The sequence below is a fragment of the Rubellimicrobium roseum genome (genome assembly GCF_006152145.1).
Classification (GTDB): Bacteria; Pseudomonadota; Alphaproteobacteria; order Rhodobacterales; family Rhodobacteraceae; genus Rubellimicrobium; species Rubellimicrobium roseum.
Genome location: NZ_VDFV01000047.1, coordinates 1 through 26,241 on the forward strand (window position 1 = coordinate 1; position 26,241 = coordinate 26,241).

Sequence of the window (26,241 nt, forward strand, 5' to 3'; positions counted from 1 at the left end):
AAAGCTTCAGCGCCTTCATCTCCTTGGCAGCCACCGTCATCCGACTGAGGTGAACGTCAACAAGCCCTAGTGTAATGCCGTGGCTGTCTCAGGATGACTTGAGCCGGCAGTGGCGACATCAGAACTCTCAACGTGCCTCTTGATCAAAGTACAGAGGTCCTATCGCGAGCGCAGCCGGGAGCGGGCCGGGCGGTCGCGCGGCTCAACGGTCCAGGAGGTCGAGCGGCTCGGCGTCGTTCATCGTACGCTCCATGTCCTCGCCTCCGGAACGTGGGCCTGAAAGGTGGCCCGGCTTGCACCCGGGCGCCCGACCATCTGCGGCACTGAACTGGATCGGTCCGTGAGACGCACGCGACCGTATGGTCCTCGTTCGAGAGCTTGCGGCGGCGCCCGCCCTTGCGGCCCCGGGCTGCTGCGCCCCTGAGCCCTTCCAGGGGGCGCTCTCGGTTCAACTCCTGGACGTGCTCGGCGATGGGGCTCAAGACGTCGAACAGGAGCCGGCCCGTGGGCGTCTGGCTGTCCAGGAGGACCCCCGTGAGGGAGCGCGGCCTTTCCCTTGCGCCTGAAGCCGGGGGGCGGTGTCCGGCATCTCCCGATGCGAGCGCACCAGCGGGTCCGCCTTTCAGGCCACCGGCTGGTCCTTGGGCGCAGGAATGCCAGCGCCGCCACCAAAGCCGGGCGCCTGGTGCCCGCCTGACCGCTTTCCTTCTCTTCCGATACCCTTTCGCATCCCGCCCGGGAGAGGATATCGGCTGCAGCTTCATATTCTGGCCGTCGGTTCAGCGGCGAGCGTACCCGATGTGCATGTCAGGATATTGGCCGAGTGGATATGCTGGACAGTTGGTTTCCTGACACGCCTTCCGGGTTGGAAAGCACCTGATCGAGCAGTTGCTTCCGCGTACAACAACACGGTCCAGCATACGATCATTGCGAAGAAGTGAGACTGACACTGCAATCGTCTCCCCACCCCTGAGAGGCAGATGGCCAGAGCCCCGAGCCCAGCGCTCCCTCTCAGAGGTGATCCACCTCTCACCACCCTTGCTCACGCCGTCGAGCCTTCAGGAAGTCCACGAAGGCCCGCAGGGCGGACGGGGGCTGGCGGCGGCTCGGGTAGTAGAGGAACGGCCCCGGGAAGGTCTCGCACCAATCGTCGAGCACGCTGACGAGCCGCCCCGACGCCAAGTGTTCGTCCACATACCCGTCGAAGGTTGCCACGAACCCTACTCCGTCCAGCGCCGCCCGGATCAGAAGGGCGACGTTGCCCGACACCAACCGCGCCGGCGGCGAGAGCCGCACCACTTGGCCGTCGCGCGCGAATTCCCAGGGCGGCTCCGCGCCGCTGTCGAAGCGGATCTGAAGGCAGGGCAGGCCGAGAAGGTCGGCAGGCTCGCGGGGGGCGCCAAGCCGGTCCACGAGTCCGGGAGAGGCGGCAACCACGTAGCGCTGCGGCGGCCCCATCGGCACGGCCACCATGTCCTGCGCCAAGTGCTCGCCCCAGCGCACGCCGGCGTCGAAGCCCTTGGCCACGATGTCGATGAGCGAGGTCTCCGCCGTCACCTCGAGCCGCACGGCCGGGTGCAGGGCCAGGAAATCGGCGACCAGGGGCGCGAGCACGAGCTCGATGGCGGGCGTGGGGGCGTTGATCCGCAGCGTGCCCGCCGGCTCGGCCTGCGTCGAGCGCGCGACGTCCAGCGCCGCGGCGATCTCGCCCAAGGCCGGTTGCAGCCGGTCCAGAAGGGCGGCGCCCGCCTCGGTCAGGGCGAGGCTGCGAGTGGTCCGGTGCAGGAGCCGCACGCCCAGCCGCGCCTCCAGATCCCGCAGGCCGTCGCTGAGCGTCGAGGCCGAAACCCCCCGCGCCGTCGCCGCGCGCCGGAAGCTCCCGTGCCGGACGATAGCCGCGAAGGCGTCCAGCGCGTCGAGAGGTAGTCGGTTCATTGTTCGTCCTGTCGTACGCCCCGTTCCGTATTGCTCCGCTTATCCGAAAGCTAGTTGCGGCGTAAATCCGGGCCATTGCCGGCGCGGTGCCGGCCATGGAGATGATCGAATGCAGACGCGCACGCTTGGAACCACCGGACCGCAGGTCTCCGCCCTGGGCTTGGGCTGCATGGGCATGTCGGACATGTATGGACCGGCGGACCGCTCCGAGAGCCTGGCCACGATCCGGGCCGCCCTCGATGCCGGTGTCACCCTGATCGACACGGGAGACTTCTACGGCATGGGCCACAACGAGATGCTGATCGGCGAGGCGCTGCGGGGGCGCTCGCGCGACGAGGTGGTCCTCAGCGTCAAGTTTGGAGCCCAGCGCGGCCCCGACGGAAGCTGGCTCGGGTACGACGCGCGGCCCGCGGCCGTGAAGACGGCGCTGGCCTACACGCTCCGGCGCCTGGGCGTGGATCACGTGGACATCTACCGTCCCTCGCGCCTCGACCCGAACGTGCCCGTCGAGGACACTGTAGGCGCCATCGCCGACCTGATTCAAACTGGGTACGTGCGCCATGCCGGCCTGTCGGAGGTCGGGCCGGAGACGATTCGGCGCGCGGCGGCGGTTCACCCCATCGCAGACCTGCAGATCGAGTATTCGCTGATCTCGCGCGGGATCGAGGACGAAATCCTCGATGTCACGCGCGAGCTGGGGATCGGCGTGACGGCTTATGGCGTCCTGTCGCGGGGACTGATGAGCGGCCACAAGCCCCGGATCGCGAGCCCGGGCGACTTCCGCGCCCACAGCCCGCGGTTCCAAGGCGGGAACCTCGACGCGAACCTCGGTCTCGCGGAGCGCCTGCGAGACGTGGGGCAGGGCTTTGGCCTGACACCCGCCCAGGCGGCGATCGCTTGGGCGCTGGGCAAAGGTGACGATATCGTCCCCTTGGTCGGTGCGCGCACCCGGGCGCGTCTGGACGAGGCGCTGGGCGCACTCCGCGTCGACCCGGCTGCCGGACTGGTCGCGGCGGTTGAGGCGGCCATCCCGAAGGGCGTGGCCCAAGGCGAGCGTTACCCGGCGGCCCAGATGGCCATGCTCGACAGCGAACGACGAGGCGCGTGAGGGGGAACGAGACGTCAGAGCAGCCCTTCCGACCTCGCCGGCTGGACTGCTCTGATCTCCGGTCGGACCCTGAGGCATCGCGCAAACAATCCGTGATGTGCAGAGGGCAGGTGCTCTGGAGCGGCTCGTTCCATGCCTCTAGTGTCCACCGCGCTGAGCCATCATGTTCTTGGATCGGCGTCGGAGCCTTGTCGCTGATATCGGCGATGCACCTACCTAGCGGCACGAGCAGGCTTGGGCCGCGGGGCCGAGAAGGCCAAGGACCACTGGACCTTTCGGGATGACACTAAGCGGCTCGCGCTCAGAAAGCATCATTCCGACGCGCATTGCGGCGGAGAGCCTTGATCTCGCTTTCGAGCTCCTGGATGCGGGTCTCGATCTCCGCGTTGGTGGGGCGCAGGGGCGCCGCCTGTTCCTCGAGGATGTCCCACAGGGCGCGCCGGAGCACTTCCGCAAGGATCACCCGGGTTTCCGCCGCCGTCAGGCTCTTGATGGCCGTTTCGCTCATAATCTGTCGTTCTGCCTCGTCTTGGGCGGCGAAAAGACGGACAGCCCGCCTCATCGCCTCGGGCAGAAGAGCGGTTCGAAGGGACAGGCACAGAAACGGACGGTCGCAAAGTGTGGCCACCGGGGCACACAGGCGCCGGCGGTAGTAGTAGGTCCGGCCGCAGATTTCGAGGTAGGGCCCCGGCGGGCGTCGCTGCGGCCGGCGGCAGGTCCGAGGGCGCAAGGTGGCCTGTGACATGGCGTGTGCCACACCCTATGTCACAACTGGCGAGGGGCATGACACTTCGGCTTCTCCAGACTTGGGAGAAAGCACTATTTCTTTGGTTTCTCGGTGGTGCATGGCTGGGGCGCTAGGATTCGAACCTAGGAATGGCGGTACCAAAAACCGCTGCCTTACCACTTGGCGACGCCCCATCCGTGCGGCGGGAAATAACGTGACCCGCCGACGGGCGCAACCCCCACCTTGCGTCAACTAGACGCGCAACGGATCGGCCTTGGCCAGCCGATCAAAGGCCATGAGGGAGGCCACCAGCGCCCCCATCCGGTCGAGCGGGATCATGTTGGGCCCGTCCGACGGAGCGTGGTCGGGGTCCTCGTGGGTTTCGATGAACACGGCGGCGATCCCCAGAGCAACGGCCGCGCGGGCAAGCACGGGGGCGAACTCGCGCTGGCCGCCCGAGGAGGTGCCCTGGCCACCGGGCTGCTGCACGGCATGGGTCGCGTCCATCACCACCGGATGGCCCGTGCGCGCCATGATCGGCAGACCGCGCATGTCCGTCACCAGCGTGTTGTAGCCGAAGGAGACGCCGCGCTCGGTCAGCAGAATCCGGTCGTTGCCAGTGCTCTCGATCTTCTGAGCGACGTTGGCCATGTCCCAGGGAGCAAGGAACTGCCCCTTCTTAACGTTGACGACCGCGCCTGTCCGGCCCGCCGCGAGGAGGAGGTCGGTCTGGCGGCAAAGGAAGGCTGGAATCTGAAGGATATCCACAGCCTCGGCGGCGGAGGCGCAGTGGTCTGGACCATGTACGTCAGTCAGCGTGGGACAGCCCACCGCATCGCGCACGTCTGACAGGATGCGGAGGCCTTCTTCCATGCCCAGTCCCCGGCGACCGGACAGGGAGGTGCGATTCGCCTTGTCGTAGCTCGCCTTGAAGACGAAGGGGGCGCCCGCGTCGGCGCAGGCGCGGGCCATGGTCTCGGCGATGCGGAGCGCGTGGTCGCGCCCTTCAAGTTGGCAGGGGCCGGCGATCACGGCGAGCGGCCGGTCGTTGCCGATCTCGACGTCGCGCAGACGGACGACGCGCTGGGGGGCTTGGCTCATGGTCGGGTCCTTTCCTTGGCCTCGCCGCTCTAACGCGGAGGGGAAGTGGCGTCACGCGGCCACTCCGTCTGTAGGACCGCCGGGTTGCTGCGGAGCCCTGAGTTTCACGATCTCTGGGGCGTGCGACCGTCCAGTGTCTCTTCTTTGGAACGGCTACGCCAGCCGCCTCTCGCGCCACGGTGATGTTGGAGGCGCGTAGACCGGAAGATGCAGGCGGCGACGAGATGAGCGTGTCCGAGCTTGGGGCGCGGAGCGCGTGGGCTCTGGCGAGCCGGCGGTGGCGACCGATGCCCGGGCGAAGGTCCGCTCCGCGACCCTCTTGGGCCGTACGATCCCGAAGCCCGGTCCTGAGCGTCCGGCGAGGCGCCGGTCCCGACCGGCCGCTCCGCGGAAGGCTGGGCTAGGAGGCGCCCTGGAGCCTTCAACCGATACTGACGGGGCGCGGGCGTGGCCAGAGCGGCGGCCGGGATGCAGACAACAGACAACAAGCCACTGCGTCCCCCTGGCCCGGAGATGCGGGCCACAAGGGCGCCCGCGCGCCGACGCTGTGGGACGACAGAGGGCCGGCCCTGTCCTTGGGACGACGGTCCGGTGCGTCCTCTCGCCGTGTCGCGCCGCCGTGGCCGGGTCGCCAATCAAGCAGGACACCTGGTGCTTTCCCTGGCCCTAAGATCTTAGGCGAATTGGGAAATCTGTTGGGCCGCCCGAGGCCGACTTGGCTGGAAGAGGCACCGGAGCCAGCCGCTGCCGCTATCCAGCCTTGGGACCTTCGCAGACCTCTGCTGAGGCGATGACAGGGACGAGGTCTACGCGCATGCAGTTCACGACGTGGTGGGACATCGGCCTGTGCGTGGCGATGGCCCCAGCGGCGGCATAGATCAGTCTCCGCCGAAGTGGTCGTACAAGGCTGGCCACTCCCGGGACCGGGTGCCGGCAGGAGGCTCCGAATTTGGTCCCGGAGGGGCAAAGGGCGCTCGGCCGATCATGAGGAGCAATGCACTTGTGAAGACATCTCAGATGAAAGCGGCTTCTTTCTCGCGCGCGCGCGCGCCAACGCGGCGGGGGCGAGAGCTGGATGGGCCGGGGCTCGCTTCCGGCTTCGGGACCTGCGGGGCACGGATGGTCGGAATGGCGCCTGTTTGGGAACGGGTCGCGGCCTGCCGTCTTTGCGCGCCCCGCTTCGCCGCCACCGCGACACGGCACGGCCCTCGCCCGGTTGTGTGGTTCCAGCCGGGCGCGCGGCTCCTCATCGCCTCCCAAGCGCCGGGGGCACGGGCGCACGAGTCCGGCATCCCGTTCCGGGACCCCTCGGGCGAGCGCCTGCGCGAGTGGATGGCGGTCAGCGAGGAGGAGTTCTATGACAAGTCCCGGATCGCCATCGTACCGATGGGATTCTGCTTTCCGGGCTACGACGCCGCGGGTTCGGACATCCCGCCGCCGGCCGTCTGCGCCCAGACCTGGAGGAACGAGGCCATGGGCGCGCTGCCCGATATCGAGCTGACCTTGGTCGTGGGCGGCACGGCGCAGGCCTGGCACCTAGGCCGGGGCGCCGTGACCGAACGGGTGCGCAACTGGCGCGACCATGCCCCTGCGGTGTTCGCCCTGCCGCATCCGTCCTGGCGGAACACCGCATGGTTGAAGAAGAACCCCTGGTTTGCCGCCGAGGTGCTGCCCGCGTTGCGCGCCCGGGTGCGGGAGGTGCTCGATGCCTGAAACGCCGCTCGCGCGCGCCGCCAAGCTGTTCCTGCTGCGTCCCGAGGACGACGCGGCGCGGCTGCGGTTGTACGAGGTCCTGTCGGGGGCCGAGCTGGTGCTGCCGCTTCAAGGCGAGGCGGAGCCCGGCAGCGAGGACGTGACGCCCGAGACGGTGGAGGCGGGTGGCGTGCCCCATGTCGTGGCGCATGACAGCGTCGCGGCCTTCGCGGGCGGGGCGCCCCGGCCCACGGCGACGCTGTCGGGTCTGGCGCTGTCGCAGATGCTGGACGGGCAGGGCGTCGGGCTCGCGCTGCATCTGGAGGGAATGGCCGATCCGCTGCTGGTCGCGCCCGAATCGCTCGACTGGCTGGCGCGGAACCTCGCCGGGGGGCCGAGCCGGGTCGAGGCGCGGCCGCTCGCTCTCCATCCGCCCAAGGGGCTGCCGGCAGGATTGCTGACAGCGCTCGACCGGCGCCTCGCGCAGGGGGAAGGGCTGGCCACTGCAGCATGGCTCGCGGCCGTGGATTGGTCGGACGGCTCGCGCGGGCATCTCCTGGCCTTCGTGGGCGCGCGGCCGGGGGCCGAGGAGCCGCTGGCGGCCGGGATCAACGCGGCCGTGGCTCTGTCGGGGTCGGACGGGGTGCGGCTCGACGTGACTTTCCTGGACGAGGGCGACCCGGTGCTGGAGCGCATCGCCCGGGTGGCGCTGCGCTTCGACATGGTGGACCCGATGGAGCCCCCGACAGGGCCGCCCCGGCTGCGATAGGCGCGGGCCTCAGTAGCCCGCCGCCCGGTCAACGAGGTGGAGAAGCGGCAGGCCGGCCTCGCCGCGACGGACGTTCTCGGCGATGACACGCGCGGCGGTCGCGGGGCGCGTCTCGGCGGCGATGTGGGGCGTGACCGTGACGCGGGGATGCGCCCAGAAGGGGTGGCCGGGTGGCAAGGGCTCCTGCCGGAACACATCCAGCGTCGCATGGCCGACTTGGCCCGCGTTCAGCGCCTCCAGCAGCGCCGCGTCGTCCACCAGCGCGCCGCGTCCGGGGTTGAGGAGGACGAAGCCGCGCGGAGGAAGCGCGAGCCGGACAGCGTCCATCAGGTTCTCGGTGTCCGGCGTGAGCGGGGTCAGGAGGACCACGATCCCGGCACCGCGTAGCGCTTCGGTGAGGCCGTCCGGCCCGGCAAGGCAGCGGACGAGGCGCGGCACGTCCTTGGGACGACGGCTCCAGCCAGTCACGGGGAAGCCCATGGCGGAGAGAGCCAAGGCGCAAGCGAGGCCCAGTTCGCCCAGGCCAAGGAGGGTCACGGGGCGCTCGGAGGCGAGCGGGGGCGGGGCGTGCCGCCAGGTGCCGTCCTGATGCCGGATGTGCTGGTCGAGGCCGAGGTGGTGGCGCAGGACATGGCCCACAACCCATTCGACCATGCCCTGCCGCAGTCCGTCGTCCACCATGCGGGCGAGGGGGAGATGCGCGGGCACGGTCCCCACGATCCGCTCGACCCCGGCCCAGAGGCTCAGGACGCCCTTGGCCCGGGTGTAGGGCGAGAAGTCCGACACCGGCCCGCCGGGAGCGTAGACGATCCAGTCCACGGCTTCGGGCGCGTGGTCGGGCGACAGGCGGACGTCCACCCCAGCGTCGGCGAAGGCGCGCGGCAGCGCCCCGCGGTAGGCGGCCCATAGATGGGCGGGCGCGGCGAAGAGAACGTTAGCGGGGTCGGTGGACATGCGCGCTCTGCACGAGGCCGAAGGCAATAAGGAGGACGAGGAGCTGCGAGCCGCCGTAGCTCACCAGCGGCAGCGGCACGCCGACCACCGGGGCAAGGCCCATCACCATCAGCATGTTCACCGCGAACAGGAGGAAGAACGTCACCCCGATCCCCAGGATGAGAAGCTGCGAGAAGCGGTCCCGGCACTGCATCGCGGCCGTGAACAGGAACAGCAGGATCAGCCCGTAAAGGAACAGGAGCGCGAAGGAGCCCAGGAAGCCGAACTCCTCGGCCAGCGTGTTGAGGATGAAGTCCGTGTGCTTCTCGGGCAGGAAGTTGAGCCGCGACTGCGTCCCCTGCATGAAGCCCTTGCCCGTGAAGCCGCCCGATCCCAGGGCGATCTTGGCCTGCGTGATGTTGTAGCCCGCCCCCAGCGGGTCTTGCGACGGGTCGAGGAAGGTGTCGATCCGGCGGTACTGGTAGTCGTGGAGGAACTGCCAGGGCGTGCCGCGAGTCTCGAAGACCGCATAGACCGCGCCACCGATGGAGCCGAAGACGACCGCGAAGTAGGCCCAGTGCACGCCCGCGCACCACAGGACCGCGCCCCCGGTTCCCAGTATCAGCACCGCGGTCCCCAGGTTCGGCTGCGCCAGGACCAGCACCACCGGCAGGAAGATCAGGAGGAGCGGCGGCACGAGCCAGATCGGGTTGGAGACCCGGCGGGCGGGCAGCCAGTCGTAGTAGGCCGCCAGCGCCAGCACGAGTGTGATCTTGGAGACCTCCGAGGGTTGGAGCCGCAGAGGGCCGATGTCGATCCAGCGCTGCGCGCCCATGCCGACCTCGCCCACGAGTTCCACGAGGACCAAGAGGCCCAGGGAGACGAGGTAGGCGATCCAGGCCGTGCTGCGCCAGACCCAGATGGGGGTCATCGCCACCATCATCATCAGCACGAAGCCCAGCCCGAAGCGCTGGATCTGCGGCTCGGCCCAGAGATCCATCCGCCCACTGGCGATGGAGGTGAGCATGATGAAGCCCATGCAGGAGACGGCCGTGACCAGCAGCACCAGAGGCCAGTTCACGTAGAGCAGCTTGCGCAGCCCCGAGGGGACATACTTGACCTGATAATCGAGATAGCTCACGCGCAGCTCCTCTCAGGCCCGTTCCAGAGCGGGCACGGACCAGCCTTCCATGATCGCCCGGATCCGGCCCTGCATCTGCGCGATCTCCTCGCGGCGGTCGGAGGGATAGGCTTCGAGCGGGGGAAAGCCGCCGTAAAGCGCCTGGAGCGTGATGTCCCGCCCGATGGGCGCAGCCGCGGCGGAGCCGCCGCCACCATGCTCCACCACCACCGCCACCGCAAAGCGCGGATTGTCGAAGGGGGCGAAGTTGACCCAGAGCGCGTGGTCGCGCCGTTCCCAGGGCAGGTCCTCGTTCGAGGTGACGCCGCGCGCCCGCTCTTCGGCCGTGATGCGGCGGACCTGGCTCGTGCCGGTCTTGCCCGCCATCTGCATCCCTTCGGCGATGATGCGCGACTTGTGGGCCGTGCCGCGCTCGGAGTTCACGACGTCGAACATCGACGCGCGAACGCGGCGCATAAGATTCTCGTTGAGGCCCAGAGGCGCGCCCAGACCCGAGGGCTGCTCGACCCCGTCCACGGTCTTGATGAGGCGCGGGGTCACGTCATGCCCCGTGGCGATGCGGGCGGTCATGACCGCGAGCTGGAGAGGCGTCGCCAGCACGTAGCCCTGCCCGATCGATGCGTTGACCGTGTCGCCCACGCGCCAATCGTCGTCGTGATGGACGCGCTTCCAGTCGCGGTCGGGGGCGATCCCCTCGGCCACAGCGGACATGGGCACGTCGTGACGGATGCCGATGCCCAGCTTGCGGGCCATGGCGGCGATCTGGTCGATGCCGACACGCTGGCCGACCTCGTAGTAGTAGCAGTCGCAGGAGTACTTGAGGCTGTCGTGGAAGTTGACGTTGCCGTGGCCGCCGCGCTTCCAGCAATGGAAGCGTGTGCCCGAGACCTCGGTGAAGCCGGGGCAGTAGAAGGTGTCCTCGGGCGAGACCGCTCCCGACTCCATGGCCGCCAGCGCCGTGACCATCTTGAAGGTCGAGCCCGGCGGATAGGCGCCCTGCACGGCCTTGGCGGCCAGCGGACGGTAGATGTCCTCGTTGAGCCGCGTCCAGTCCGCGACCGAGATGCCCCGCACGAAGAGGTTCGGGTCGAAGGTCGGGGCGTTGCCCACCGCAAGGAGGTCTCCGCTCGTACAGTCGATCACCACCGCGGCCGAGCTTTCCCCGGCCATGCGCGCCTCGACGTAGGATTGCAGGTGCGCGTCGAGGGTGAGCTGCACGTCCGTGCCGGGCGTGCCCTCGTCGCGGGTGAGCTCGCGCATCACGCGGCCGACGGCGTTGACCTCGATCCGCTGGGTGCCGGCCTTGCCGCGCAGGCGATCCTCCAGCTTGGCCTCGACGCCGGTCTTGCCGAACTGGAACTTGGGGATCTGGAACAGGGGGTCTGGGTCCTCCATCAGCGACAGGTCGTAGTCGCTGACGGGGCCCACGTAGCCCACCACGTGCGCCGTCTCGGGGCCGTTCGGATAGTGCCGCGACAGACCGACCTCGGCGGTGATGCCGGGCAGCGCCGGGGCGTTGGCGGTCACGCGGGCCACGTCATCCCAGCTCACGCGGTCCTTGACGGTCACGGGCACGAAGGAGGCGACGCGGTCCATCTCCTCCAGCGTATGGGCGATATCGCCGGGCTCGAGCGGCATGACCTTGGCGAGCCTGGCCAGCGCCTCCCCGGGGTCGCCGGCCGCCTCGCGGACGATGACGATGCGATAGACGGGCTCGTTGGTGGCCAGGGCCACGCCGTTGCGGTCGAAGATCAGGCCGCGCGCGGGCGGGATCAGCCGCATGTTGACGCGGTTCTCCTCGGCCAGGAGCCGGAACTCGTCGGCCTGGTCGATCTGGAGCTGCTTCATCCGCCACCCCAGGAGCCCCATGAGCCCGACCTGCGCGGTGCCCAGCAGGATCGCCCGCCGCGTCATGCGGGGCCAGACCTCGGAGGTGTCGGTGCGCTGTCGTCTCATAGCCGGTGCCCCAATGCGTCCACCTCGCCCTGCGCGGGCCGGCGAAGGCCCAGCGCCACATGCGCGACCCCCGCGACGACCGGGTAGAGCGCCAGGGTCAGTATCACCTGGATGAGCGTCAGCCCCAAGGGCGGCTGCGGGGTCATCACGAGCGCGAGAACCGCGCGGTTGACCAATCCCACGGCGGCGATTCCCGTTCCGGCCGCGACCCATTCGCCCAGGAACGATCCCTTGCGCAGCCGGAGCGAGCGGCGGCGGAGCCATTCCGTCATCATCAGCACGAGGCCGGCATAAAGCCCCGGCGGCCGCTGGAACAGGAAGTCCGCCAGGAGGAAAACGCCCATGACCACCGGCGCGGGCAGGGTGTCTGGCCGGCGGGCCGCCCAGGCGGCCGTGACCGCGAGAAGGACGTCAGGGGTCGCATAGGGGCGCGGCACGGTGTTGAGCGGCAGGAGCGGCGCCGCCAGCAGCACGAAGGCCAGCAAAAGGTAGGTGATGCGCCCCGGCCAGGCGCCACGCCCCTCAGTCACCGGAGGGGCCCGGTTCGGCCGCCGGAGCGGCGGAACTGCCCATCAGCACGACCGGCGGTGGCGGGGGGCCGAAGAACTCGAGGTCCTCGGGGCGGGGCTCGATGCCCTCGGTGGGGACGATCAGCCCGCCGGAGTCGCGGATCGCCTCGACCAAGGGGCTGCGCAGGACGCGCACGAACTCGAGCTGTTCGTAGTCGGCCGCGAGCCGGAGGCGCAGCCGGCCGTCGGTGCCCTCGGCCACCCGACCCACCAGGAGGCCGGCCGGGAAGAGCGCGCCGTCGCCTGCCGTCACCACCCGGTCGCCGGGCGCGACCCGGTCGCGATCCTCGAGGAAGTCGAGGACGGGATACAGGCTGTTGTCCCCAGTCAGGATCGCCTTCTGGCCCGAGGGCTCGACGGTCACAGGGATGCGCGAGGAGGTGTCGGTGAGGAGGATCACCCGGCTCGTCGTCTGGCCCACGCCCGAGATGCGGCCCACGAGCCCCATGCCGTCCATGGTGGGCCAGCCGTCGATGATGCCGTCGCGCCCGCCGACGTTGAGGAGCACCGACTGGCGGAAGGGGCTGCCCGAGTCGGCCATCACCGTGCCGGTGATGTAGGTGAGCGCAGGGTCGAGCGAGACGTTGTTGAGGTCGCGCAGCTTGGCGTTCTCCTGCTCCAGCCGCAGGGCCGCCTCGCGCCAGACCATCATCTGCTGGAGCTCGCGCCGCAGTTCCAGGTTCTGCTTGTGGATGCGGTCGTAGCTGCGCACGTCCTGCGCGAGCTTCACGACGCCGGTGACGGGCGCCATCATCCATTCGAGCCGTGGGACCACCGCGTCCACGACCTGCGCGCGCAGCCGTTCGACGCGCGGCGAGTCGATGCGCCAGAGCAGGAACAGCGCGAAGCACGTCAGCACCAAGAGCGCCACCAGAAGGCGGCGGAGAGGCCTCGTGAACTCCTCGCCCCGATCGCGGTCCCTGGGCATCGCGCCCCCTCGATCCGATTAGCTGTCGTAGTCGATGACGTGGCGAAGCTGCTTCTCGTATTCAAGCGCCTTGCCGGTCCCCAACGCCACGCAGTTCAGGCTCTCGTCCGCGACCGAGATGGCGAGGCCCGTCTGCTCGCGCAGGGCGAGATCGAGTTCCCCGAGCAGCGCGCCGCCGCCGGTCAGCATCACGCCCCGGTCCACGATATCGGCCGCGAGGTCGGGCGGTGTCGCTTCGAGCGCCGTCATCACCGCCTCGCAGATTTGCTGCACCGGCTCGGCCAGCGCCTCAGCGACCTGCGCTTGGGAGATCTCGGTCTCCTTGGGGACGCCGTTGAGGAGGTCGCGGCCCCGGATCATCATGGTCTGGCCGCGCCCGTCATCGGGCATCCGCGCCGTGCCGATGGAGGTCTTGATCCGCTCGGCGGTCGATTCCCCGACCAGCAGGTTATGCTGGCGGCGCAGGTAGGAGATGATCGCCTCGTCCATGCGGTCGCCGCCGACGCGGACCGAACGGGCATAGACGATGTCCCCGAGCGACAGGACCGCCACCTCGGTGGTGCCGCCGCCGATGTCCACGACCATGTTGCCGGTCGGATCAGTGATCGGCATCCCCGCCCCGATGGCCGCCGCGATGGGCTCCGCGATGAGGCCCGCGCGGCGGGCGCCGGCCGACAGGACCGACTGGCGGATCGCCCGCTTCTCCACCGGCGTGGCGCCGTGCGGGACGCAGACGATGATCTTGGGCTTGGAGAAGCCCGACCGGCGATGCACCTTGCGGATGAAGTGCTTGATCATCTCCTCGGCCACGTCGAAGTCGGCGATGACGCCTTCGCGCATGGGCCGGATCGCCTCGATGGAGCCGGGCGTGCGGCCCAGCATCAGCTTGGCGTCCTCGCCCACGGCGAGCACCTTCTTGACGCCGTCCTTCACATGATAGGCGACGACCGAGGGCTCGGAGAGCACGATGCCCCGACCCTTGACGTAGACCAGCGTGTTGGCAGTCCCCAAGTCGATCGCCATGTCGGACGAGAATAGGCTACCCAAGCCGAACATGGCCGCTCCGTTCCAGAAATTCCCCTTGGGCCCGGATGCCTGCCGGTCGGGCCGCCGCGCTTATAGGCGTAAGGGGTTTGACGCGAAAGGGCGCATCACGGGTTCGTTTGGCGCAATTCCGCCATGACCCTGCGGGCGCGGGCGCGACCGCTCGTCCGCGCTGGCGTCGGTCCCGAGAGCGGGACGACCGCTCCGGTACCGTTAGTTCCCGAACTTGTGCACGGCGGAGGTGTTGCTGGCCTCCGTCTCCGCCGAGACCGCCGCCTCGGGACGCGTCCTGCCAAGTGCATGAATCGGAAGGTTTAATGTGGCCGAGGCGGAGCATGGGCGAGCCGTGCGGACGTGATTTCGAGGCGGCCCGGGTCGGCCGCCCGGCCGCCCTCAAGCGCACAGCTTCGTGAACCATCGCGGCGGCACGCGGTTACCCTAGGAGATGGTATTTCTGATGAGGAAAGCGCGGATGAACAGGACCTTTTTGACTTCGGCGATGGCGGGCCTTCTGGGGGCGACGGTACTGACGCCTGCTGCCTTCGCCCAGTCGGCCGAAAGTCTCGCGACCGAGGGCCAGAGCTGCGAGGCTCTTCGGACCCTCTACACGGAGCAGTCCGACGTGCTGCGCGAGGAGTGGATCGAGCAGACCCGCCCTGCCGTCGATCAGGGAGACGAGGCGCAATGCCAAGTCTTCTACGATCAGGCGCTGACCGAGCTTGCGCAGCTCGACACCGGTGCGCAGGGGAGCCAGACCGGAGCGCAGACGGCCCAGGTCGGCCAGCAGCCGGCCCAAACCGACACCCAGACGGCTCAGGTGGGCGCCGGGACCGGAGAGGAGGGCTGCGAGGAATTGCAGAGCCTGACGGTCGTGGAGGTCGATCGCCTTCGCGAGGAGTGGATTGTCGAGGCCGAGCGGATCATCCAAGCCGGTGATGCGGCCCAGTGCCAGACCCTCTATCAGCAGGCGAGCGCGGAACTCGCGCAGCTCGACAGCGGGCAGCAGGTCGAAGGCGGCGGAGTCGCTACCGCGGAGATCGTGGTCGTGCAGCCCGACGCCGAGGTGCAGGTCACGCAGCAGCCGCCCGAGGTGACGGTCACCAACCCGCAGCCACAGGTCACGGTGAACCAGGGGCAGCCGCAGGTGCTCGTCCGCCAGTCGCCGCCGAACGTGCGCGTGCAGGTGCCTCAGCCGATCATCACGATCGAGCAGTCGCCGCCGGAAATCATCATCACGATGCCCGATCCCGAGGTGGCGGTCAGCAACCCGCAGCCGCAGGTCAGCGTGCGTCAGGCGGAGCCGACCGTTCGCGTCGAGCAACCCGAGCCGCAGGTGCAGATCCAGCAGGCCGAAGGCAGCGACGGGCAGGCGGACGTGCAGATCGAGCAATCTGACGAGGCCCAGGTGCAACTGCAGCAGCCGCAGGGCGAGGCCCAGGTCGAGGTCCAGCAGCAGGAGCCGGTGGTCCAGTTCGAGCAGGCCGAGCCCAACGTCACCGTTGAGCAGGTCGGCGAGGCTGACGTGCAGTTCAGCCAGACCGGCGAGCCCACCGTCACCATCCAGCAGGCCGGGCAGGAGAGCCAGCAGCAGGCGGGTGCCGAGGCACCGCAGGCCGACGCCGAAGGTGGTCTTGACGTCGAGAACTCCGAACTGACGGCCGGTGAACAGGAAGCCGAAGGCGAGGCGCAACCCGCCGATCAGTGAAGGGCTACTGACGGGTCCGGGCCGGGTGGAGTCCGGCCCGGTCTGCCGCCGGAACGGGACCGTTCCGGCAGGCCATCGCTCCGATCCGGAGGGTGACGACCGGGGCGGGTCCTGTCCGGCAGGGCCCGCCCCGTCGCCGCCGCGCGCGGCTTCGTCGGGAGTGACGCCGCGCCTCAGCCTGCGTCGCGGTAACTGACCGTCTTGGTGTCGGCGCCGGGCGCGGTCTTCTCGCGCCGCACGATCAGGCGGTTGATCGCGTTGATGTAGGCCTTGGCGCTGGCCACCACCGTGTCGGTATCGGCGGACTGGCCGGTGCTGATGCGTCCCTGCTCCTCCAGCCGGACCGAGACGGTCGCCTGGGCGTCGGTGCCTTCGGTGACGGCGTGGACCTGGTAGATCTGGAGCGTCGCGCCGTGCGGGAAGAGCGACTTCACGGCGTTGAAGGTCGCGTCCACGGGGCCGTCGCCGGTGGCGGTGGCGCTGCGCTCCTGCCCGTCGATCTCCAGCACGATGTCGGCCTTCTGCGGGCCGTCGGTGCCGCAGATGACGCGCAGGTGCTTGAGCTTCAGGCGGTCCTGGCTCGCGTCGTTCTGGAGCACGAGCGCGATGAGGTCCTCGTCGAAGACCTCCTTCTTGCGATCGGCGAGGTCCTTGAAGCGCACGAACACGTCGTTGAGCTGGTTGTCCGCGAGGTCGAAGCCCAGCTCCTTGAGCTTGGCGCGCAGCGCGGCCCGGCCCGAGTGCTTGCCCATCACGAGGTTGGTGTCGTTGAGCCCCACGTCCTGCGGGCGCATGATCTCGAACGTTTCGGCGTTCTTGAGCATCCCGTCCTGGTGGATGCCCGATTCGTGCGCGAAGGCGTTCTTGCCGACAATGGCCTTGTTGAACTGGACCGGGAAGCCCGAGACGGTGGCCACGCGGCGCGAGATGTTCATGATCTTGGTCGTGTCGATGCCCGTGCGGAAGGGCAGGATGTCATGGCGGACCTTCAGCGCCATGACCACCTCTTCCAGCGCGGTATTCCCCGCGCGTTCGCCCAGGCCGTTGATCGTGCATTCGACCTGACGCGCCCCGGCCTCGACGGCGGCGAGGGAGTTGGCCGTCGCCATGCCGAGGTCGTTGTGGCAGTGGGTCGCGAAGGTGATGGCATCGGCGCCGGGCACGCGTTCGAGCAGCATGGCGATCAGCGCGGCGCTTTCGCGGGGCGCGGTGTAGCCCACCGTGTCGGGGATGTTGATGGTCGTGGCGCCGGCCCTGATGGCGATCTCCACCACGCGGCAGAGATAGTCGTGCTCGGTCCGCGTCGCGTCCATGGGCGACCACTGGACATCCTCGCAGAGGTTGCGGGCGTGGGTCACCGTCTCGTGGATGCGCTCGGCCATCTGGTCCTTGTCCAGATTGGGGATCGCGCGGTGGAGCGGCGAGGTGCCGATGAAGGTGTGGATGCGCGGGTGACGTGCGTGGCGCACCGCCTCCCAGCAGCGGTCGATGTCCTTGAAGTTGGCGCGGGCGAGGCCGCAGATGCTGGCGTTCCGGGTGGCGCGGGCGATCTCGCTCACGGCCTTGAAGTCGCCTTCCGAGGCGATGGGGAAGCCGGCCTCAATGATGTCCACCCCCATCTCGTCGAGGAGCTGGGCGATCTCCAGCTTCTCCTCGTGGGTCATGGTGGCGCCGGGCGACTGCTCGCCGTCGCGGAGGGTGGTGTCGAAGATCTTGACGCGGTCGGTCTGGGGCATGACGTGCGCTCCCTTGGGGGTTTCTCCTGCTTCCAGCGCCGTGAACCCCTCCGAGCGGCGGCGCCGGAACGGCCCGCTCAGAGGCGGCTAAGGAGAAGGAGGACGGCGTGCGGCGTCATGAGGCCGGACCATAACGGCATCCGTCGGAAGGGGAAAGAGGCTTTGCCGATTCGATCCGGCCGGGAGGGGCCTTGCTCGCCTCGTTGATGTGGTTAGCTTTGCGGTCATGGACAGGGCATTGGTGATCGGGGCGTCCGGCGGCATCGGGGCTGCCCTGGCAGCGGCACTGGAAGGGCACGGGGCGGAGGTCGTGCGGCTGTCGCGGGCGCGCGACGGGCTGGACCTGCGGGACCCCGGCTCTGTCGAGCGGGTCATGGCGGGGATCGAGGGGACCTTCGACGCGGTGCTGGTGGCGACCGGCGTCCTCGCGCCCGAGGGGCGGGGACCGGAGAAGGCGATGGTGGCGGTCGAGGCGGCCACCATGGCCGAAGTGATGCAGGTGAACGCCATCGGGCCCGCGCTGATTCTGCGCCACATGGCCCGCCTTCTGCCCCGGAAGGGGCGGTCGGTGCTGGCGGTGCTGTCGGCGCGGGTGGGGTCGATCGGGGACAACCGGCTGGGGGGCTGGCACAGCTACCGCGCGTCGAAGGCGGCGCTGAACCAGATCGTCCGAGGGGCGGCCATCGAACTCGCGCGCACGCATCGCGAGGCGGTGGTGGCCTCGCTGCATCCGGGGACGGTGGCGACGCCCTTCACCGCGGCCTACACGCCGGCTCATGACAAGCTGGAGCCCGGCGAGGCGGCGCGGCGGCTGCTGTCGGTGCTGGAGCGGCTGACGCCGGAGGAGACGGGGCGCTTCTGGGACCACGAGGGACGGGAGGTGCCCTGGTAGGGTCCGCCCGCCTTCAGTTGGTGCCGGACGCCGGAGCCTCGGCCGGGGGTGGAGCATCGGGCGCGGCCGCGGCGGGGGCGTCCGGCGTGTCGGCCCCGACCGGGATGTCGGGCGTTGCGGTCTCGGGCGAGGCGGTGGGCGCTGCGGGCGGGGTAGTCTCGGCGGCGGGCGCCGGGGCGGTGCCTTCGGGGACGAAGACGCCATCCTGCCAGAGCCCGGTCTCGACGACGCCGCTCGCGTAGCGCATCGTGCCCTGGCCGTGGCGGCGGCCATTGGCGAAGGCGCCCTCGTACACGTCGCCGTTCGCATAGGTCGCCACGCCCTGTCCGCTGATCTGGCCCTCGGCCCACTCGCCTTCGTAGGTGAAGCCGTCCGGCATGGTGATTCGGCCCGTGCCGTGGCGCTGGCCGGCCTGGAAGCCGCCCACGTAGACGGTGCCGTCGGGGTAGGTCGCGGTGCCCTGGCCCTGGCGCTGGCCGCCCTCCCAGTCGCCATCGTAGACGTAGCCGTCCGGGTGGGTCATCCGGCCGCGCCCGTGGTTGCGGGCATCGACGAAGGCGCCTTCGTAGACGGTGCCGTCGGCGTAGGTGGCCTTGCCTTGGCCCTCGATCCGGCCCTCGGTCCACCCGCCCTCGTAGGTCGAGCCGTCGGCGTAGGTGATCCGGCCGAGGGTGGGGGCGCAGGCGGGCGCGGCGTCCGAGCCTTCGGCGGGGGCCGGGCAGGTCGTGTCGGCGAGGTCGTTGCGGAACGGACCTTCGTAGACCGAGCCGTCGGGGTAGGTGGCCTTGCCCATGCCCTCGATCCGGCCCTCGACCCACTGGCCCTCGTAGACGTAGCCGTCGGCGCCGGTGAAGGTGCCCGTCCCGTGGCGGCGGTCGGCGTGGAACTCGCCCTCGTAGACGTCGCCGCCCGCGGCGGTGGCCTTGCCGGTCCCCTGGCGCTGGCCGTTCACGAAGGTGCCCTCGTAGCGGTCGCCGTTGTCCTGCGTCAGGACGCCCTGGCCCTCGATCCGGCCATCGACCCACTCGCCCTCGTAGACGAGCCCGTCGGGAAGCGTGAGCGTGCCGGTCCCCTCGCGGTCGCCGTCGGCGAAGTCGCCCTCGTAGACCGTGCCGTCGGGATAGGTGACGCGGCCCCGGCCCTGCTCGACGCCGTTGACCCACTGGCCCTCGTAGGCGCTGCCGTCGGCCGAGGCGAGCGTGCCCTGGCCGTGGTGCAGGCCGTTCTGGAACTCGCCTTCGTAGCGGGCGCCGTTGGCGTAGGTGGCGACGCCCCGGCCCGAGATCTTGCCGTCGGCCCATCCGCCTTCGTAGGCCCCGCCGTCGGCGAAGCTGATGCGGCCCTCGCCCTCGGGCTTGCCGCGGGCGAAGCGGCCTTCGTAGACCGAGCCGTTGGGGTAGGTCGCGCGGCCGGTGCCGCGGATCTCGCCCTCGAACCATTCGCCGCTGTATTCGTAGCCGTTGGGCAGGCGGTAGGTGCCTTGGCCATGCTGGCGGCCGTTGAGGAACTGGCCCTCGTAGATGCCGCCGTCCTCGTACTGCTTGGTCTCGACCGACTGGGCGAGGAGGGGCGTGCCCAGGAGCGCCAATGCCAGAGTGATGCCGATGGCCCGCATGGTCGTCCGTCCGTTGGTCCTGCCCCAGGGCCGCACCCTACAGTCCGGGGCCGGGGGTGACAACGAGGGGCGCGAACGCAAGGGCGCGAGGTGAGGCTTGCCGGTCGATCCCCGGAGGGGAGGACGAGGACGCCGTCGCAGGGTTCCGGGCCGTCACCGCCTGCCACAGCGGTCGCGCCCGGGAGCGGCCCGCGGGACGCCACTCCGCCGCGGGCCGGGGGCGCGTCCTCGACGCGCGGCGGCTGGCATGGCACCAGCGGACCCCGTCCCGGTCCTCAAGGAGCATGGCACCCGGCGGGCGGTTCTCATCGGCCCTGAAGGGCCGGGCACCGGGGGCGCGGAGCGGAGCCTGTGTTCCGGCACCCGTCGCGAGGGACAGACTGGCAGGCGAGGGTTAACGCTTTCTGACAGTACCGAACGGTCCTCCCCCGCTTCGCGCAACACCCCGGCGAGGCTCGGCAAAGCCTCTCCAATGTCATGAAGAGGCCCAAGTGGGTCGTCATCGCGGAAGCGCGACGGAGAGTTCGTCGCAGTAGGAGATTTTTAAGTTGAAACATAAGCTTGTGAATCAACTTGCAGTTGTGGCCGCCGCTTCTGTCGCGACCTTTGCAAGCGTGGCGAACGCCGCCGTGATCCATCCGACCGCCGTCACGGTGACGGTCCCGACAGGCGCCGCCGCCAGCACCAGCACCACCGCCGGCACCGTCTACACAGACGACGTGCTGCTCGACTCGATCACCTTCGGCTCCACCACGATCAGCGGCGCCGCCTCCTTCAGCGCGGTCAAGCGCTTCCAGGTGCTGACGGGTCGGGCCCACATCAACGCCGAATACGGCGACAAGGACACAGCCTCGGACGGCGACTCAAATCCCTTCGCCAAGGCCGGCGTCATCGCGGGCCAGGCTCCGACTGCCACGGAGCGGGAGTCCGTCACTCCGGCGATTCAGGACGCGGCGCTGCTCAACGCCTTCAACAGCCGCAGCCTGACCGAGATGTCGGATGGCGAGGACAACCAAGAGTACAGCTTCAAGCTCCTGTTCGCGAACGGGCTGAACGACGACTCGAGCGATCCCGACATCACCCCCGAGCTTCTGTTCGTCGAGCGCAACGGCAACGACGCGAACATCTGGGTCCAGGCGATCATCGGCGGAACCTTCGGCAATCCCGAGTACTCCAACGAAGTAAAGGTGGGCAGCGATACCTACTGGAGTGGCAGCAAGATCCTCGTCAACACCGTCGAGATCGACTCGCCGCAGTTGCTGAGCTTCGGCGGATTCGACCTCAATGACTTCGGCCTCGCCGCGGGCACAACAGTCTATGGGCTCAAGGTGAGGGCGAAGGGCGCCGACCTCAACGGCATGTTCCTGGCCTCGGCCGATCCCACGCGCTTCACGCCGGCGCTCGTGCCGGTGCCCGCGAGCCTGCCGCTGCTGGCCGGCGCGATGGGCGCGCTCGCGCTGCTGCGGCGGCGGCGGAAGGCCTGACGCCCCGGACGGGCGGTCCGCGCCGGGGGTGGATTTCAGGCGCGGTCGCCCTGCATCGCCACCGCAAGGTCGGTGGCGGTCGCGGCGAGGACGAAGCCCAGGGCCGCCACCGTGGCGTCGCGGCCGGGGTTGTTCCTGTTGAGGCCGGGCAGAAGGGTCGCGATGTCGAGGAGATCCCCGGCGACGCGGCCCCAGACGAGGCGCACGGGCTTCTCCGCCGCGAGCAGCGCCACGCCGGTCGCGATCTCGCGCGCGCCGTAGGTCTGGACGATGGGGTCCGAGACCGGGACGGCGGCGCTGCGGCGGATCGAGCCGGGAGCGAGAAGCTCGGCCGCGCCGAGCGCGATCGAGAACCAGCCGAGCCCCCGCGCCATCAGCGTGGCCGGGTGATCGTGGTCGGTCCGGGGCATGGGGCGGGTCGTCATGGGCGGGGCCTCCTTGCGGCTGGGGCCGGACGCGCCGGCGTCGTCCCCAAAGCCGCGAAGTGCGCCCGGCGTTCCCTGACGGAGCCGTGAGGCTGCCTAGAGCGGCCCGGTCGGGCAGAGCTCGAGCAGCCGTTCCACGTCCTCGCGCCGGCAGAGCGCGGTGCCTTCGGTCATCACGGCGGCGGCGGCCCCGGCCACGCCGCGGCGCAGCGCCTCCTCGAGCGGCTCGCCCCGCGCGATGGCCAGCGTGAAGGAGCCCACGAAGGTGTCGCCCGCGCCGACCTTGCTGCGCACGGGCACGTCGGCGGCGCGGGAATGGAGCCGCTCCGTCTCGGTGGCCAGGATCGAGCCCTCGGGGCCGCGGGCGACGATCACCAGCCGCGCCACGCCGCGCCGCACGAGCGACTGCGCGAAGTCGGCGCTGTCCTGGAGGCTGGCGAGCCTGCGGCCGGCGAGGTCGTCGGCCTCCTCCTGGTTCATGCGGAGGTAGTCGGGCGTGGGCCCCTTGGCGCGGGCGATGAAGAAGAGCGGCGGGCCGGAGGTGTCCACGACCGTCTCGCAACCCTTCTCGCGCAGCTTGCCGCAGAGGTCGGGGATGAGGTCGGGCAGCACGCCGGGCGGCATGGTGCCCGAGATCACCACGAGCCCGCCGGGCCGGGCGGAGTCGAGGATCGAACGCTCGGCCTCGATCACGTCGGCGGGGGCCCAGGCGGGGCCGGGCAGCATGAAGCGGTACTGCTCGCCCCGCTTCTCGTCGCGCACCGAGAGGGAGGAGCGCGTCTCGCCGGGGGCCTTGTGGGTGATGAGGTCGATGCCGGCGGCGCGCAGGAGATCGGCCAGCGCCTCGCCGTTGCGGCCCGCCAGCGCCACGAGGCAGCGCGAGGTTCCGCCCAGGAGCGCGATGGCGCGGCTGACGTTGATGCCGCCGCCGCCGGGATCGGTGCGCGCGGGGGCGCAGCGGAGCTTGACGCCCGGCACGACGCTGTCGACCTGGGTCGCGAAGTCGAGCGCCGGGTTGAGGGTCACGGTGAGGATGTCGCGCATGGGCTGCCCCTTGGAAGTCGCGGCGACCATGCCGGGCGCCCGTGGCTGATGCAATGGGCGGGGAGATCGGGGGCGGCTTCGGCTCATCGGCGGGCGGACATGCCGGAGGCGAGGGGGGCGAGCCCCCTCGCCGGGGGCTCAGACGAGCTGGTAGCTGTGGGGCACCCAGCGGAAGCTTTCGCCGTCCTGCTCCACGAAGCCCACGGCGGGGAAGGGCATGTGGTAGCCCAGCATCGGCGTCCGATCCGAGGCGAGCATCCCGAGGATGCGGCGGCGCGTCTCGGCCGCCTGCGGCTTGTCGGCGTCGTAGAGCACCTCCCAGTCGGGGTTCTGGAGCGACCAGACGTAGTGGTTGGCGGTGTCCGCCGTGAGGAGCAGGCGCCGGTCGCCGCTTTCGAGCATGTAGGCCATGTGGCCCGGCGTGTGGCCGAAGGCCTCGACCGCGGTGATGCCCGAGGCGACCGAGCCCTCGGGCTGGAGGAAGGTCATGCGCTCGGCGAAGGGGCGGACCTTGGCCTCGAACATCTCGTCGTTCTGGCCGGCCCAGTGGTCGAACTCGGTCTGGCCGGTGACGTAGGCGGCCTCGGGGAAGGTCGGGTTGCCCGCGTCGTCGGTGAGCCCGCCGATGTGGTCGGGGTGCATGTGGGTCAGGACCACATGGGTCACGTTCTCGGGCGCGTAGCCCACGTCCTGCATGGCCTGGAGGAGCCCCCCGGCCATCATGCCGGTGTCGAAGAGGATGCGCTCGTTGCCGGTGTCGACCAGCGTGGGGGTGAAGAAGCCCATGCTGCGGTCGGCGGGGATGAAGTTCTCCTGCGAGACCTGATCGAAGGTCGCCTGGTCGACGTTGAGGCCGAAGATCTCGTGCGGGTTCTCCTGCTGGCCCGAGCCCGCGAGGAGGGCGGTGACCTTCATGTCCCCGAGGTTGAACTGGCGCGAGAGCGGGAAGGGCGTGGCGGCCGAGGCGTCTTGGGCGACGGCGGGCCGTGCGCGCAGGAACGCGGGCGCGGCGAGGGGCAGCGCGGCCCCGGCGAGGAGCGCATGGCGGCGGTTCAGCTTCATGGGTGGCCTCCCTTGTTTTCGGAGGGAACCTAGGCCGGGCGCGCCATTCCGCCACGAGCCGCCGCGCACAGGAACTGTTCGCTCCGGCACGAAGCCGCCGTCAGTGCCACCATTGGTCGATGGCGGCGATGTCGTCGTCGGACCAGCCGAAATGGTGGGCGAATTCATGGATCGTCACATGATGGACAAGGTCCGCGATCGTGACGTTGCCCCGTTCCGCCCATTCGTCGAGGATGGGGCGGCGGAACAGCCACACGGTGTCCGGCCCGGTGGGCTGGTCCCAGTTCGACTTTTCCGTCAGCGGCACGCCGTCATAAAGGCCGGTGAGGTCGAAGGGCTCCATCTCCATCTCCTCCAGCACCTCGTCGGGGGCGAAGTCGGCGACTCGGATGGCGACGGATTGTGCCGCGTCGCGGAAGGCGGCGGGCAGGTTGGCGACGGTCTCGCGGGCGAGCTCCTCGATCTCGTCGCAGCTTGGGGCGATGTGGTCCATGGGCGCTGATATGGACAAAAGCCGCGTCGCGTGAAAGAGGCCGTGGCCCAAGGAGGCCGCCATGACCGTCACCCGCTTTGCCCCGTCGCCCACCGGCTGGATCCACATCGGCAACCTGCGCGCCGCGCTGTTCAACTACGCCATCGCGCGACAGCAGGGAGGCACCTTCATCCTCCGGCTCGACGACACCGATCCGGTGCGGTCGAAGGAGGAATATGTCGAGGGCCTCAAGGAGGACCTTGCGTGGCTGGGCCTGACCTGGGACCGCGAGGAGCGGCAGTCGCTGCGCACCGACCGCTACGAGGCCGCGAAGGCGCGGCTCGTGGAGGCGGGGCGGGTCTACGAATGCTTCGAGACCCCGACCGAGCTGGACCTCAAGCGCAAGAAGCAGCTCTCGATGGGCAAGCCGCCGGTCTATGACCGGTCGGCGCTGAAGCTGTCCGAGGAGGAGAAGGCGAAGCTGCGGGCCGAGCGGCCGTCGCACTGGCGCTTCCTCCTCGATCCGGGCCGGATCGAGTGGGAGGACGGCATCCTCGGGCCGATTTCCATCGACGCGGAAAGCGTGTCCGATCCCGTGATCCAGAAAGAGGACGGGCAGTGGCTGTATACCTTCGCGTCCTCGGTGGATGACAGCGAGATGGCGGTCACCGACATCGTGCGCGGGGCGGACCACGTCACCAACACGGCGACGCAGATCCAGATCATCCGGGCGCTGGGGGCCGAGCCGCCGAAGTTCGCGCACCATTCGCTGCTGACCGGGCCGCAGGGCGAGGGGCTGTCGAAGCGGCTGGGCACGCTGTCCCTGCGCGACCTGCGCGGGCAGGGGGTGGAGCCGATGGCGGTGCTGTCGCTGATGGCGCGGCTCGGGTCGTCCGATCCCGTGGAGCTGCGGTCGAGCGTGCGGGAGGTCGTGGACGGCTTCCGGCTGGACAGCTTCGGCGCGGCGCCCACCAAGTTCGACGCGGAGGACCTGTGGCCGCTGACGCAGCGCGCGCTGGCGGCGAAGCCGGTGGAGGCAGTCGCGCCTGTGCTGCGCGAGGCCGGGGTGCCCGAGGAGTTGCACGCGGCCTTCTGGGCGGTGCTGCACGAGAACGTGGCCAAGGCCTCCGACATCGCCGACTGGTGGCGGGTGCTGTCGCAGGGCGGCGTGGGCGTGGTCGCCGAGGAGGACCGGGAGTTCGTCGGGCAGGCGCTGGCGGATCTGGGCGAGCCGCCCTACGGGCCGGGGACCTGGGGCGAGTGGACGAACGGGCTCAAGTCCGCGACGGGGCGCAAGGGCAAGGGGCTGTTCCAGCCGCTGCGCCGCCTTGTCACCGGGCGGGACGCCGGGCCGGACATGGGCGCGCTGATGCCGCTCCTGCAGGTCAGGCCGTCGCTGAAGGTCGAGGCCTGACGGGTCAGAGCTCCTGCTCGCGCAGGCTCAGGATGTAGGCGACGAGGTCCCGCGCTTCCTGCGGGCTCACGACGATGTCCGGCATCGTCGGATGCGAGGTGAAGAGCCAGGCAAGGAGCGCGGGCTCGGTCACGCCGGCGGTGTTGGCGATGTCCTCGAAGGGCAGAGGCACGCCTTCGGGGAAGGGGAGACGGCCGGGGGCTTCGCGCTCGGAGGCGTCGGCGCCGGGCGGAGAGACGTGGCAGTCGCGGCAGAGCGCGCCGGCGAGTTCCCGTCCGCGTGCGGGGTCGCCGGGCTCGGGCAGGGGCTCCATTTGCCGATCGGGCAGCGGCTGCGCCCAAGCCGCGCCGCAGGCCAGGAGGCCGATGATCCAGAGATGACGCATGTGGCCGCTCCATCGCAGGGGGTCGCGACGCGATCCTAGGGCTTGTTGACGTTCACCTCAGTCGGATGACGGTGGCTGCCAAGGAGATGAAGGCGCTGAAGCTT

General features: G+C 69.9%; 23 protein-coding genes and 1 tRNA gene. 7 read left to right on the forward strand and 17 right to left on the reverse strand.

Going from position 1 to position 26,241, the window contains the following annotated elements:
* Window positions 1–1,029: 1,029 nt before the first annotated feature.
* Complete coding sequence (locus FHG71_RS19065; RefSeq protein ID WP_139083288.1) at window positions 1,030–1,935, reverse strand: LysR family transcriptional regulator; 906 nt, start codon at window positions 1,933–1,935, stop codon at window positions 1,030–1,032.
* Window positions 1,936–2,044: 109 nt separating this feature from the next.
* Between FHG71_RS19065 and FHG71_RS19070 the strand changes: the two genes are divergently transcribed.
* Entirely contained in the window at window positions 2,045–3,043 is a 999-nt protein-coding gene (locus tag FHG71_RS19070; RefSeq protein ID WP_139083289.1) for an aldo/keto reductase, read from the forward strand.
* Window positions 3,044–3,344: 301 nt separating this feature from the next.
* On the opposite strand, the gene FHG71_RS19075 is transcribed toward FHG71_RS19070, so the two are convergent.
* The 3 genes from FHG71_RS19075 to kdsA all read right to left on the reverse strand — a co-directional run bounded on the left by FHG71_RS19075 (window position 3,345) and on the right by kdsA (window position 4,871).
* The gene (locus FHG71_RS19075) at window positions 3,345–3,551 is read right to left on the reverse strand and encodes a hypothetical protein (protein ID WP_139083290.1); all 207 of its coding nucleotides are present in this window, start codon (window positions 3,549–3,551) and stop codon (window positions 3,345–3,347) included.
* A gap of 338 nt (window positions 3,552–3,889) precedes the next feature.
* A tRNA-Gln gene (locus FHG71_RS19080) sits at window positions 3,890–3,964 on the reverse strand.
* A 58-nt stretch (window positions 3,965–4,022) separates the two neighbouring features.
* Entirely contained in the window at window positions 4,023–4,871 is an 849-nt protein-coding gene (kdsA, locus tag FHG71_RS19085) for a 3-deoxy-8-phosphooctulonate synthase (protein ID WP_139083291.1), read from the reverse strand.
* A gap of 1,128 nt (window positions 4,872–5,999) precedes the next feature.
* Between kdsA and FHG71_RS19090 the strand changes: the two genes are divergently transcribed.
* Together FHG71_RS19090 and FHG71_RS19095 are read left to right on the forward strand one after the other, a co-directional pair.
* Window positions 6,000–6,584 carry a uracil-DNA glycosylase family protein gene (locus FHG71_RS19090; protein WP_139083292.1) on the forward strand — a complete coding sequence of 195 codons (585 nt, stop codon included), beginning with the start codon at window positions 6,000–6,002 and terminating at the stop codon, window positions 6,582–6,584.
* The gene (locus tag FHG71_RS19095; protein ID WP_139083293.1) at window positions 6,577–7,332 is read left to right on the forward strand and encodes an SseB family protein; all 756 of its coding nucleotides are present in this window, start codon (window positions 6,577–6,579) and stop codon (window positions 7,330–7,332) included. Before FHG71_RS19090 ends, FHG71_RS19095 begins: the two co-directional genes overlap by 8 nt.
* A gap of 9 nt (window positions 7,333–7,341) precedes the next feature.
* Here FHG71_RS19095 and FHG71_RS19100 read toward each other — a convergent pair whose 3' ends face one another.
* The 6 genes from FHG71_RS19100 to FHG71_RS19125 are packed head-to-tail and all read right to left on the reverse strand — an operon-like array spanning window position 7,342 to window position 13,915.
* The gene (locus tag FHG71_RS19100) at window positions 7,342–8,286 is read right to left on the reverse strand and encodes a 2-hydroxyacid dehydrogenase (protein WP_139083294.1); all 945 of its coding nucleotides are present in this window, start codon (window positions 8,284–8,286) and stop codon (window positions 7,342–7,344) included.
* Window positions 8,267–9,406, reverse strand: coding sequence for a rod shape-determining protein RodA (rodA, locus tag FHG71_RS19105; RefSeq protein WP_139083295.1), 1,140 nt, complete (start codon window positions 9,404–9,406; stop codon window positions 8,267–8,269). Before rodA ends, FHG71_RS19100 begins: the two co-directional genes overlap by 20 nt.
* 12 nt (window positions 9,407–9,418) lie before the next feature.
* Window positions 9,419–11,362: a penicillin-binding protein 2 gene (gene mrdA, locus FHG71_RS19110; RefSeq protein WP_139083296.1), complete on the reverse strand. Its 1,944-nt coding sequence runs from the start codon at window positions 11,360–11,362 to the stop codon at window positions 9,419–9,421.
* Window positions 11,359–11,892 (reverse strand): rod shape-determining protein MreD, encoded by a 534-nt coding sequence (locus FHG71_RS19115; protein ID WP_139083297.1) that lies wholly within the window; start codon window positions 11,890–11,892, stop codon window positions 11,359–11,361. Before FHG71_RS19115 ends, mrdA begins: the two co-directional genes overlap by 4 nt.
* Window positions 11,885–12,859: a rod shape-determining protein MreC gene (gene mreC, locus FHG71_RS19120; protein ID WP_139083298.1), complete on the reverse strand. Its 975-nt coding sequence runs from the start codon at window positions 12,857–12,859 to the stop codon at window positions 11,885–11,887. Before mreC ends, FHG71_RS19115 begins: the two co-directional genes overlap by 8 nt.
* Window positions 12,860–12,877: 18 nt before the next feature.
* A complete protein-coding gene (locus FHG71_RS19125; RefSeq protein ID WP_139083299.1) occupies window positions 12,878–13,915 on the reverse strand; it encodes a rod shape-determining protein in 1,038 nt (345 codons plus the stop codon).
* A 445-nt stretch (window positions 13,916–14,360) separates the two neighbouring features.
* Between FHG71_RS19125 and FHG71_RS19130 the strand changes: the two genes are divergently transcribed.
* Window positions 14,361–15,608: a hypothetical protein gene (locus FHG71_RS19130; RefSeq protein ID WP_139083300.1), complete on the forward strand. Its 1,248-nt coding sequence runs from the start codon at window positions 14,361–14,363 to the stop codon at window positions 15,606–15,608.
* 173 nt (window positions 15,609–15,781) lie between these two features.
* Here FHG71_RS19130 and FHG71_RS19135 read toward each other — a convergent pair whose 3' ends face one another.
* Window positions 15,782–17,344 carry a 2-isopropylmalate synthase gene (locus FHG71_RS19135; RefSeq protein WP_139083301.1) on the reverse strand — a complete coding sequence of 521 codons (1,563 nt, stop codon included), beginning with the start codon at window positions 17,342–17,344 and terminating at the stop codon, window positions 15,782–15,784.
* Window positions 17,345–17,570: 226 nt separating this feature from the next.
* Here FHG71_RS19135 and FHG71_RS19140 point away from each other — a divergent pair, with 226 nt between their 5' ends.
* The gene (locus FHG71_RS19140; protein WP_139083302.1) at window positions 17,571–18,236 is read left to right on the forward strand and encodes an SDR family oxidoreductase; all 666 of its coding nucleotides are present in this window, start codon (window positions 17,571–17,573) and stop codon (window positions 18,234–18,236) included.
* 13 nt (window positions 18,237–18,249) lie between these two features.
* Here FHG71_RS19140 and FHG71_RS19145 read toward each other — a convergent pair whose 3' ends face one another.
* Window positions 18,250–19,851 (reverse strand): MORN repeat-containing protein, encoded by a 1,602-nt coding sequence (locus tag FHG71_RS19145; RefSeq protein ID WP_139083303.1) that lies wholly within the window; start codon window positions 19,849–19,851, stop codon window positions 18,250–18,252.
* Between the two features lie 548 nt (window positions 19,852–20,399).
* On the opposite strand from FHG71_RS19145, the gene FHG71_RS19150 reads away from it, so the two are divergent.
* A complete protein-coding gene (locus FHG71_RS19150; protein ID WP_139083304.1) occupies window positions 20,400–21,335 on the forward strand; it encodes an exosortase-dependent surface protein XDP2 in 936 nt (311 codons plus the stop codon).
* 35 nt (window positions 21,336–21,370) lie between these two features.
* On the opposite strand, the gene FHG71_RS19155 is transcribed toward FHG71_RS19150, so the two are convergent.
* From FHG71_RS19155 to FHG71_RS19170, 4 genes are all read right to left on the reverse strand, one after another.
* Complete coding sequence (locus FHG71_RS19155; RefSeq protein ID WP_139083305.1) at window positions 21,371–21,760, reverse strand: hypothetical protein; 390 nt, start codon at window positions 21,758–21,760, stop codon at window positions 21,371–21,373.
* A gap of 96 nt (window positions 21,761–21,856) precedes the next feature.
* A complete protein-coding gene (locus FHG71_RS19160) occupies window positions 21,857–22,804 on the reverse strand; it encodes a 1-phosphofructokinase family hexose kinase (protein WP_139083306.1) in 948 nt (315 codons plus the stop codon).
* Window positions 22,805–22,942: 138 nt separating this feature from the next.
* The gene (locus FHG71_RS19165) at window positions 22,943–23,866 is read right to left on the reverse strand and encodes an MBL fold metallo-hydrolase (RefSeq protein WP_139083307.1); all 924 of its coding nucleotides are present in this window, start codon (window positions 23,864–23,866) and stop codon (window positions 22,943–22,945) included.
* A gap of 100 nt (window positions 23,867–23,966) precedes the next feature.
* The gene (locus tag FHG71_RS19170; RefSeq protein WP_139083310.1) at window positions 23,967–24,359 is read right to left on the reverse strand and encodes a metallopeptidase family protein; all 393 of its coding nucleotides are present in this window, start codon (window positions 24,357–24,359) and stop codon (window positions 23,967–23,969) included.
* A 61-nt stretch (window positions 24,360–24,420) separates the two neighbouring features.
* On the opposite strand from FHG71_RS19170, the gene gltX reads away from it, so the two are divergent.
* Window positions 24,421–25,752: a glutamate--tRNA ligase gene (gene gltX / locus FHG71_RS19175; RefSeq protein WP_139083308.1), complete on the forward strand. Its 1,332-nt coding sequence runs from the start codon at window positions 24,421–24,423 to the stop codon at window positions 25,750–25,752.
* A gap of 4 nt (window positions 25,753–25,756) precedes the next feature.
* Here the strand turns inward: gltX and FHG71_RS19180 are convergent, their stop codons facing one another.
* On the reverse strand, window positions 25,757–26,137 hold the full coding sequence (locus FHG71_RS19180) for a cytochrome c family protein (protein ID WP_139083309.1): 381 nt from the start codon (window positions 26,135–26,137) through the stop codon (window positions 25,757–25,759).
* Between the last annotated feature and the right edge of the window lie 104 nt (window positions 26,138–26,241).

Bases quoted from the DNA above. Each gene is read 5' to 3' on its own strand.
- FHG71_RS19065 (WP_139083288.1), bottom strand. From the start codon at position 1,935: ATGAACCGACTACCTCTCGACGCGCTGGACGCCTTCGCGGCTATCGTC.
- FHG71_RS19070 (WP_139083289.1), top strand. From the start codon at position 2,045: ATGCAGACGCGCACGCTTGGAACCACCGGACCGCAGGTCTCCGCCCTG.
- FHG71_RS19075 (WP_139083290.1), bottom strand. From the start codon at position 3,551: ATGAGCGAAACGGCCATCAAGAGCCTGACGGCGGCGGAAACCCGGGTG.
- kdsA (WP_139083291.1), bottom strand. From the start codon at position 4,871: ATGAGCCAAGCCCCCCAGCGCGTCGTCCGTCTGCGCGACGTCGAGATC.
- FHG71_RS19090 (WP_139083292.1), top strand. From the start codon at position 6,000: ATGGCGCCTGTTTGGGAACGGGTCGCGGCCTGCCGTCTTTGCGCGCCC.
- FHG71_RS19095 (WP_139083293.1), top strand. From the start codon at position 6,577: ATGCCTGAAACGCCGCTCGCGCGCGCCGCCAAGCTGTTCCTGCTGCGT.
- FHG71_RS19100 (WP_139083294.1), bottom strand. From the start codon at position 8,286: ATGTCCACCGACCCCGCTAACGTTCTCTTCGCCGCGCCCGCCCATCTA.
- mrdA (WP_139083296.1), bottom strand. From the start codon at position 11,362: ATGAGACGACAGCGCACCGACACCTCCGAGGTCTGGCCCCGCATGACG.
- mreC (WP_139083298.1), bottom strand. From the start codon at position 12,859: ATGCCCAGGGACCGCGATCGGGGCGAGGAGTTCACGAGGCCTCTCCGC.
- FHG71_RS19125 (WP_139083299.1), bottom strand. From the start codon at position 13,915: ATGTTCGGCTTGGGTAGCCTATTCTCGTCCGACATGGCGATCGACTTG.
- FHG71_RS19130 (WP_139083300.1), top strand. From the start codon at position 14,361: ATGAGGAAAGCGCGGATGAACAGGACCTTTTTGACTTCGGCGATGGCG.
- FHG71_RS19135 (WP_139083301.1), bottom strand. From the start codon at position 17,344: ATGCCCCAGACCGACCGCGTCAAGATCTTCGACACCACCCTCCGCGAC.
- FHG71_RS19140 (WP_139083302.1), top strand. From the start codon at position 17,571: ATGGACAGGGCATTGGTGATCGGGGCGTCCGGCGGCATCGGGGCTGCC.
- FHG71_RS19145 (WP_139083303.1), bottom strand. From the start codon at position 19,851: ATGCGGGCCATCGGCATCACTCTGGCATTGGCGCTCCTGGGCACGCCC.
- FHG71_RS19155 (WP_139083305.1), bottom strand. From the start codon at position 21,760: ATGACGACCCGCCCCATGCCCCGGACCGACCACGATCACCCGGCCACG.
- FHG71_RS19160 (WP_139083306.1), bottom strand. From the start codon at position 22,804: ATGCGCGACATCCTCACCGTGACCCTCAACCCGGCGCTCGACTTCGCG.
- FHG71_RS19165 (WP_139083307.1), bottom strand. From the start codon at position 23,866: ATGAAGCTGAACCGCCGCCATGCGCTCCTCGCCGGGGCCGCGCTGCCC.
- FHG71_RS19170 (WP_139083310.1), bottom strand. From the start codon at position 24,359: ATGGACCACATCGCCCCAAGCTGCGACGAGATCGAGGAGCTCGCCCGC.
- gltX (WP_139083308.1), top strand. From the start codon at position 24,421: ATGACCGTCACCCGCTTTGCCCCGTCGCCCACCGGCTGGATCCACATC.
- FHG71_RS19180 (WP_139083309.1), bottom strand. From the start codon at position 26,137: ATGCGTCATCTCTGGATCATCGGCCTCCTGGCCTGCGGCGCGGCTTGG.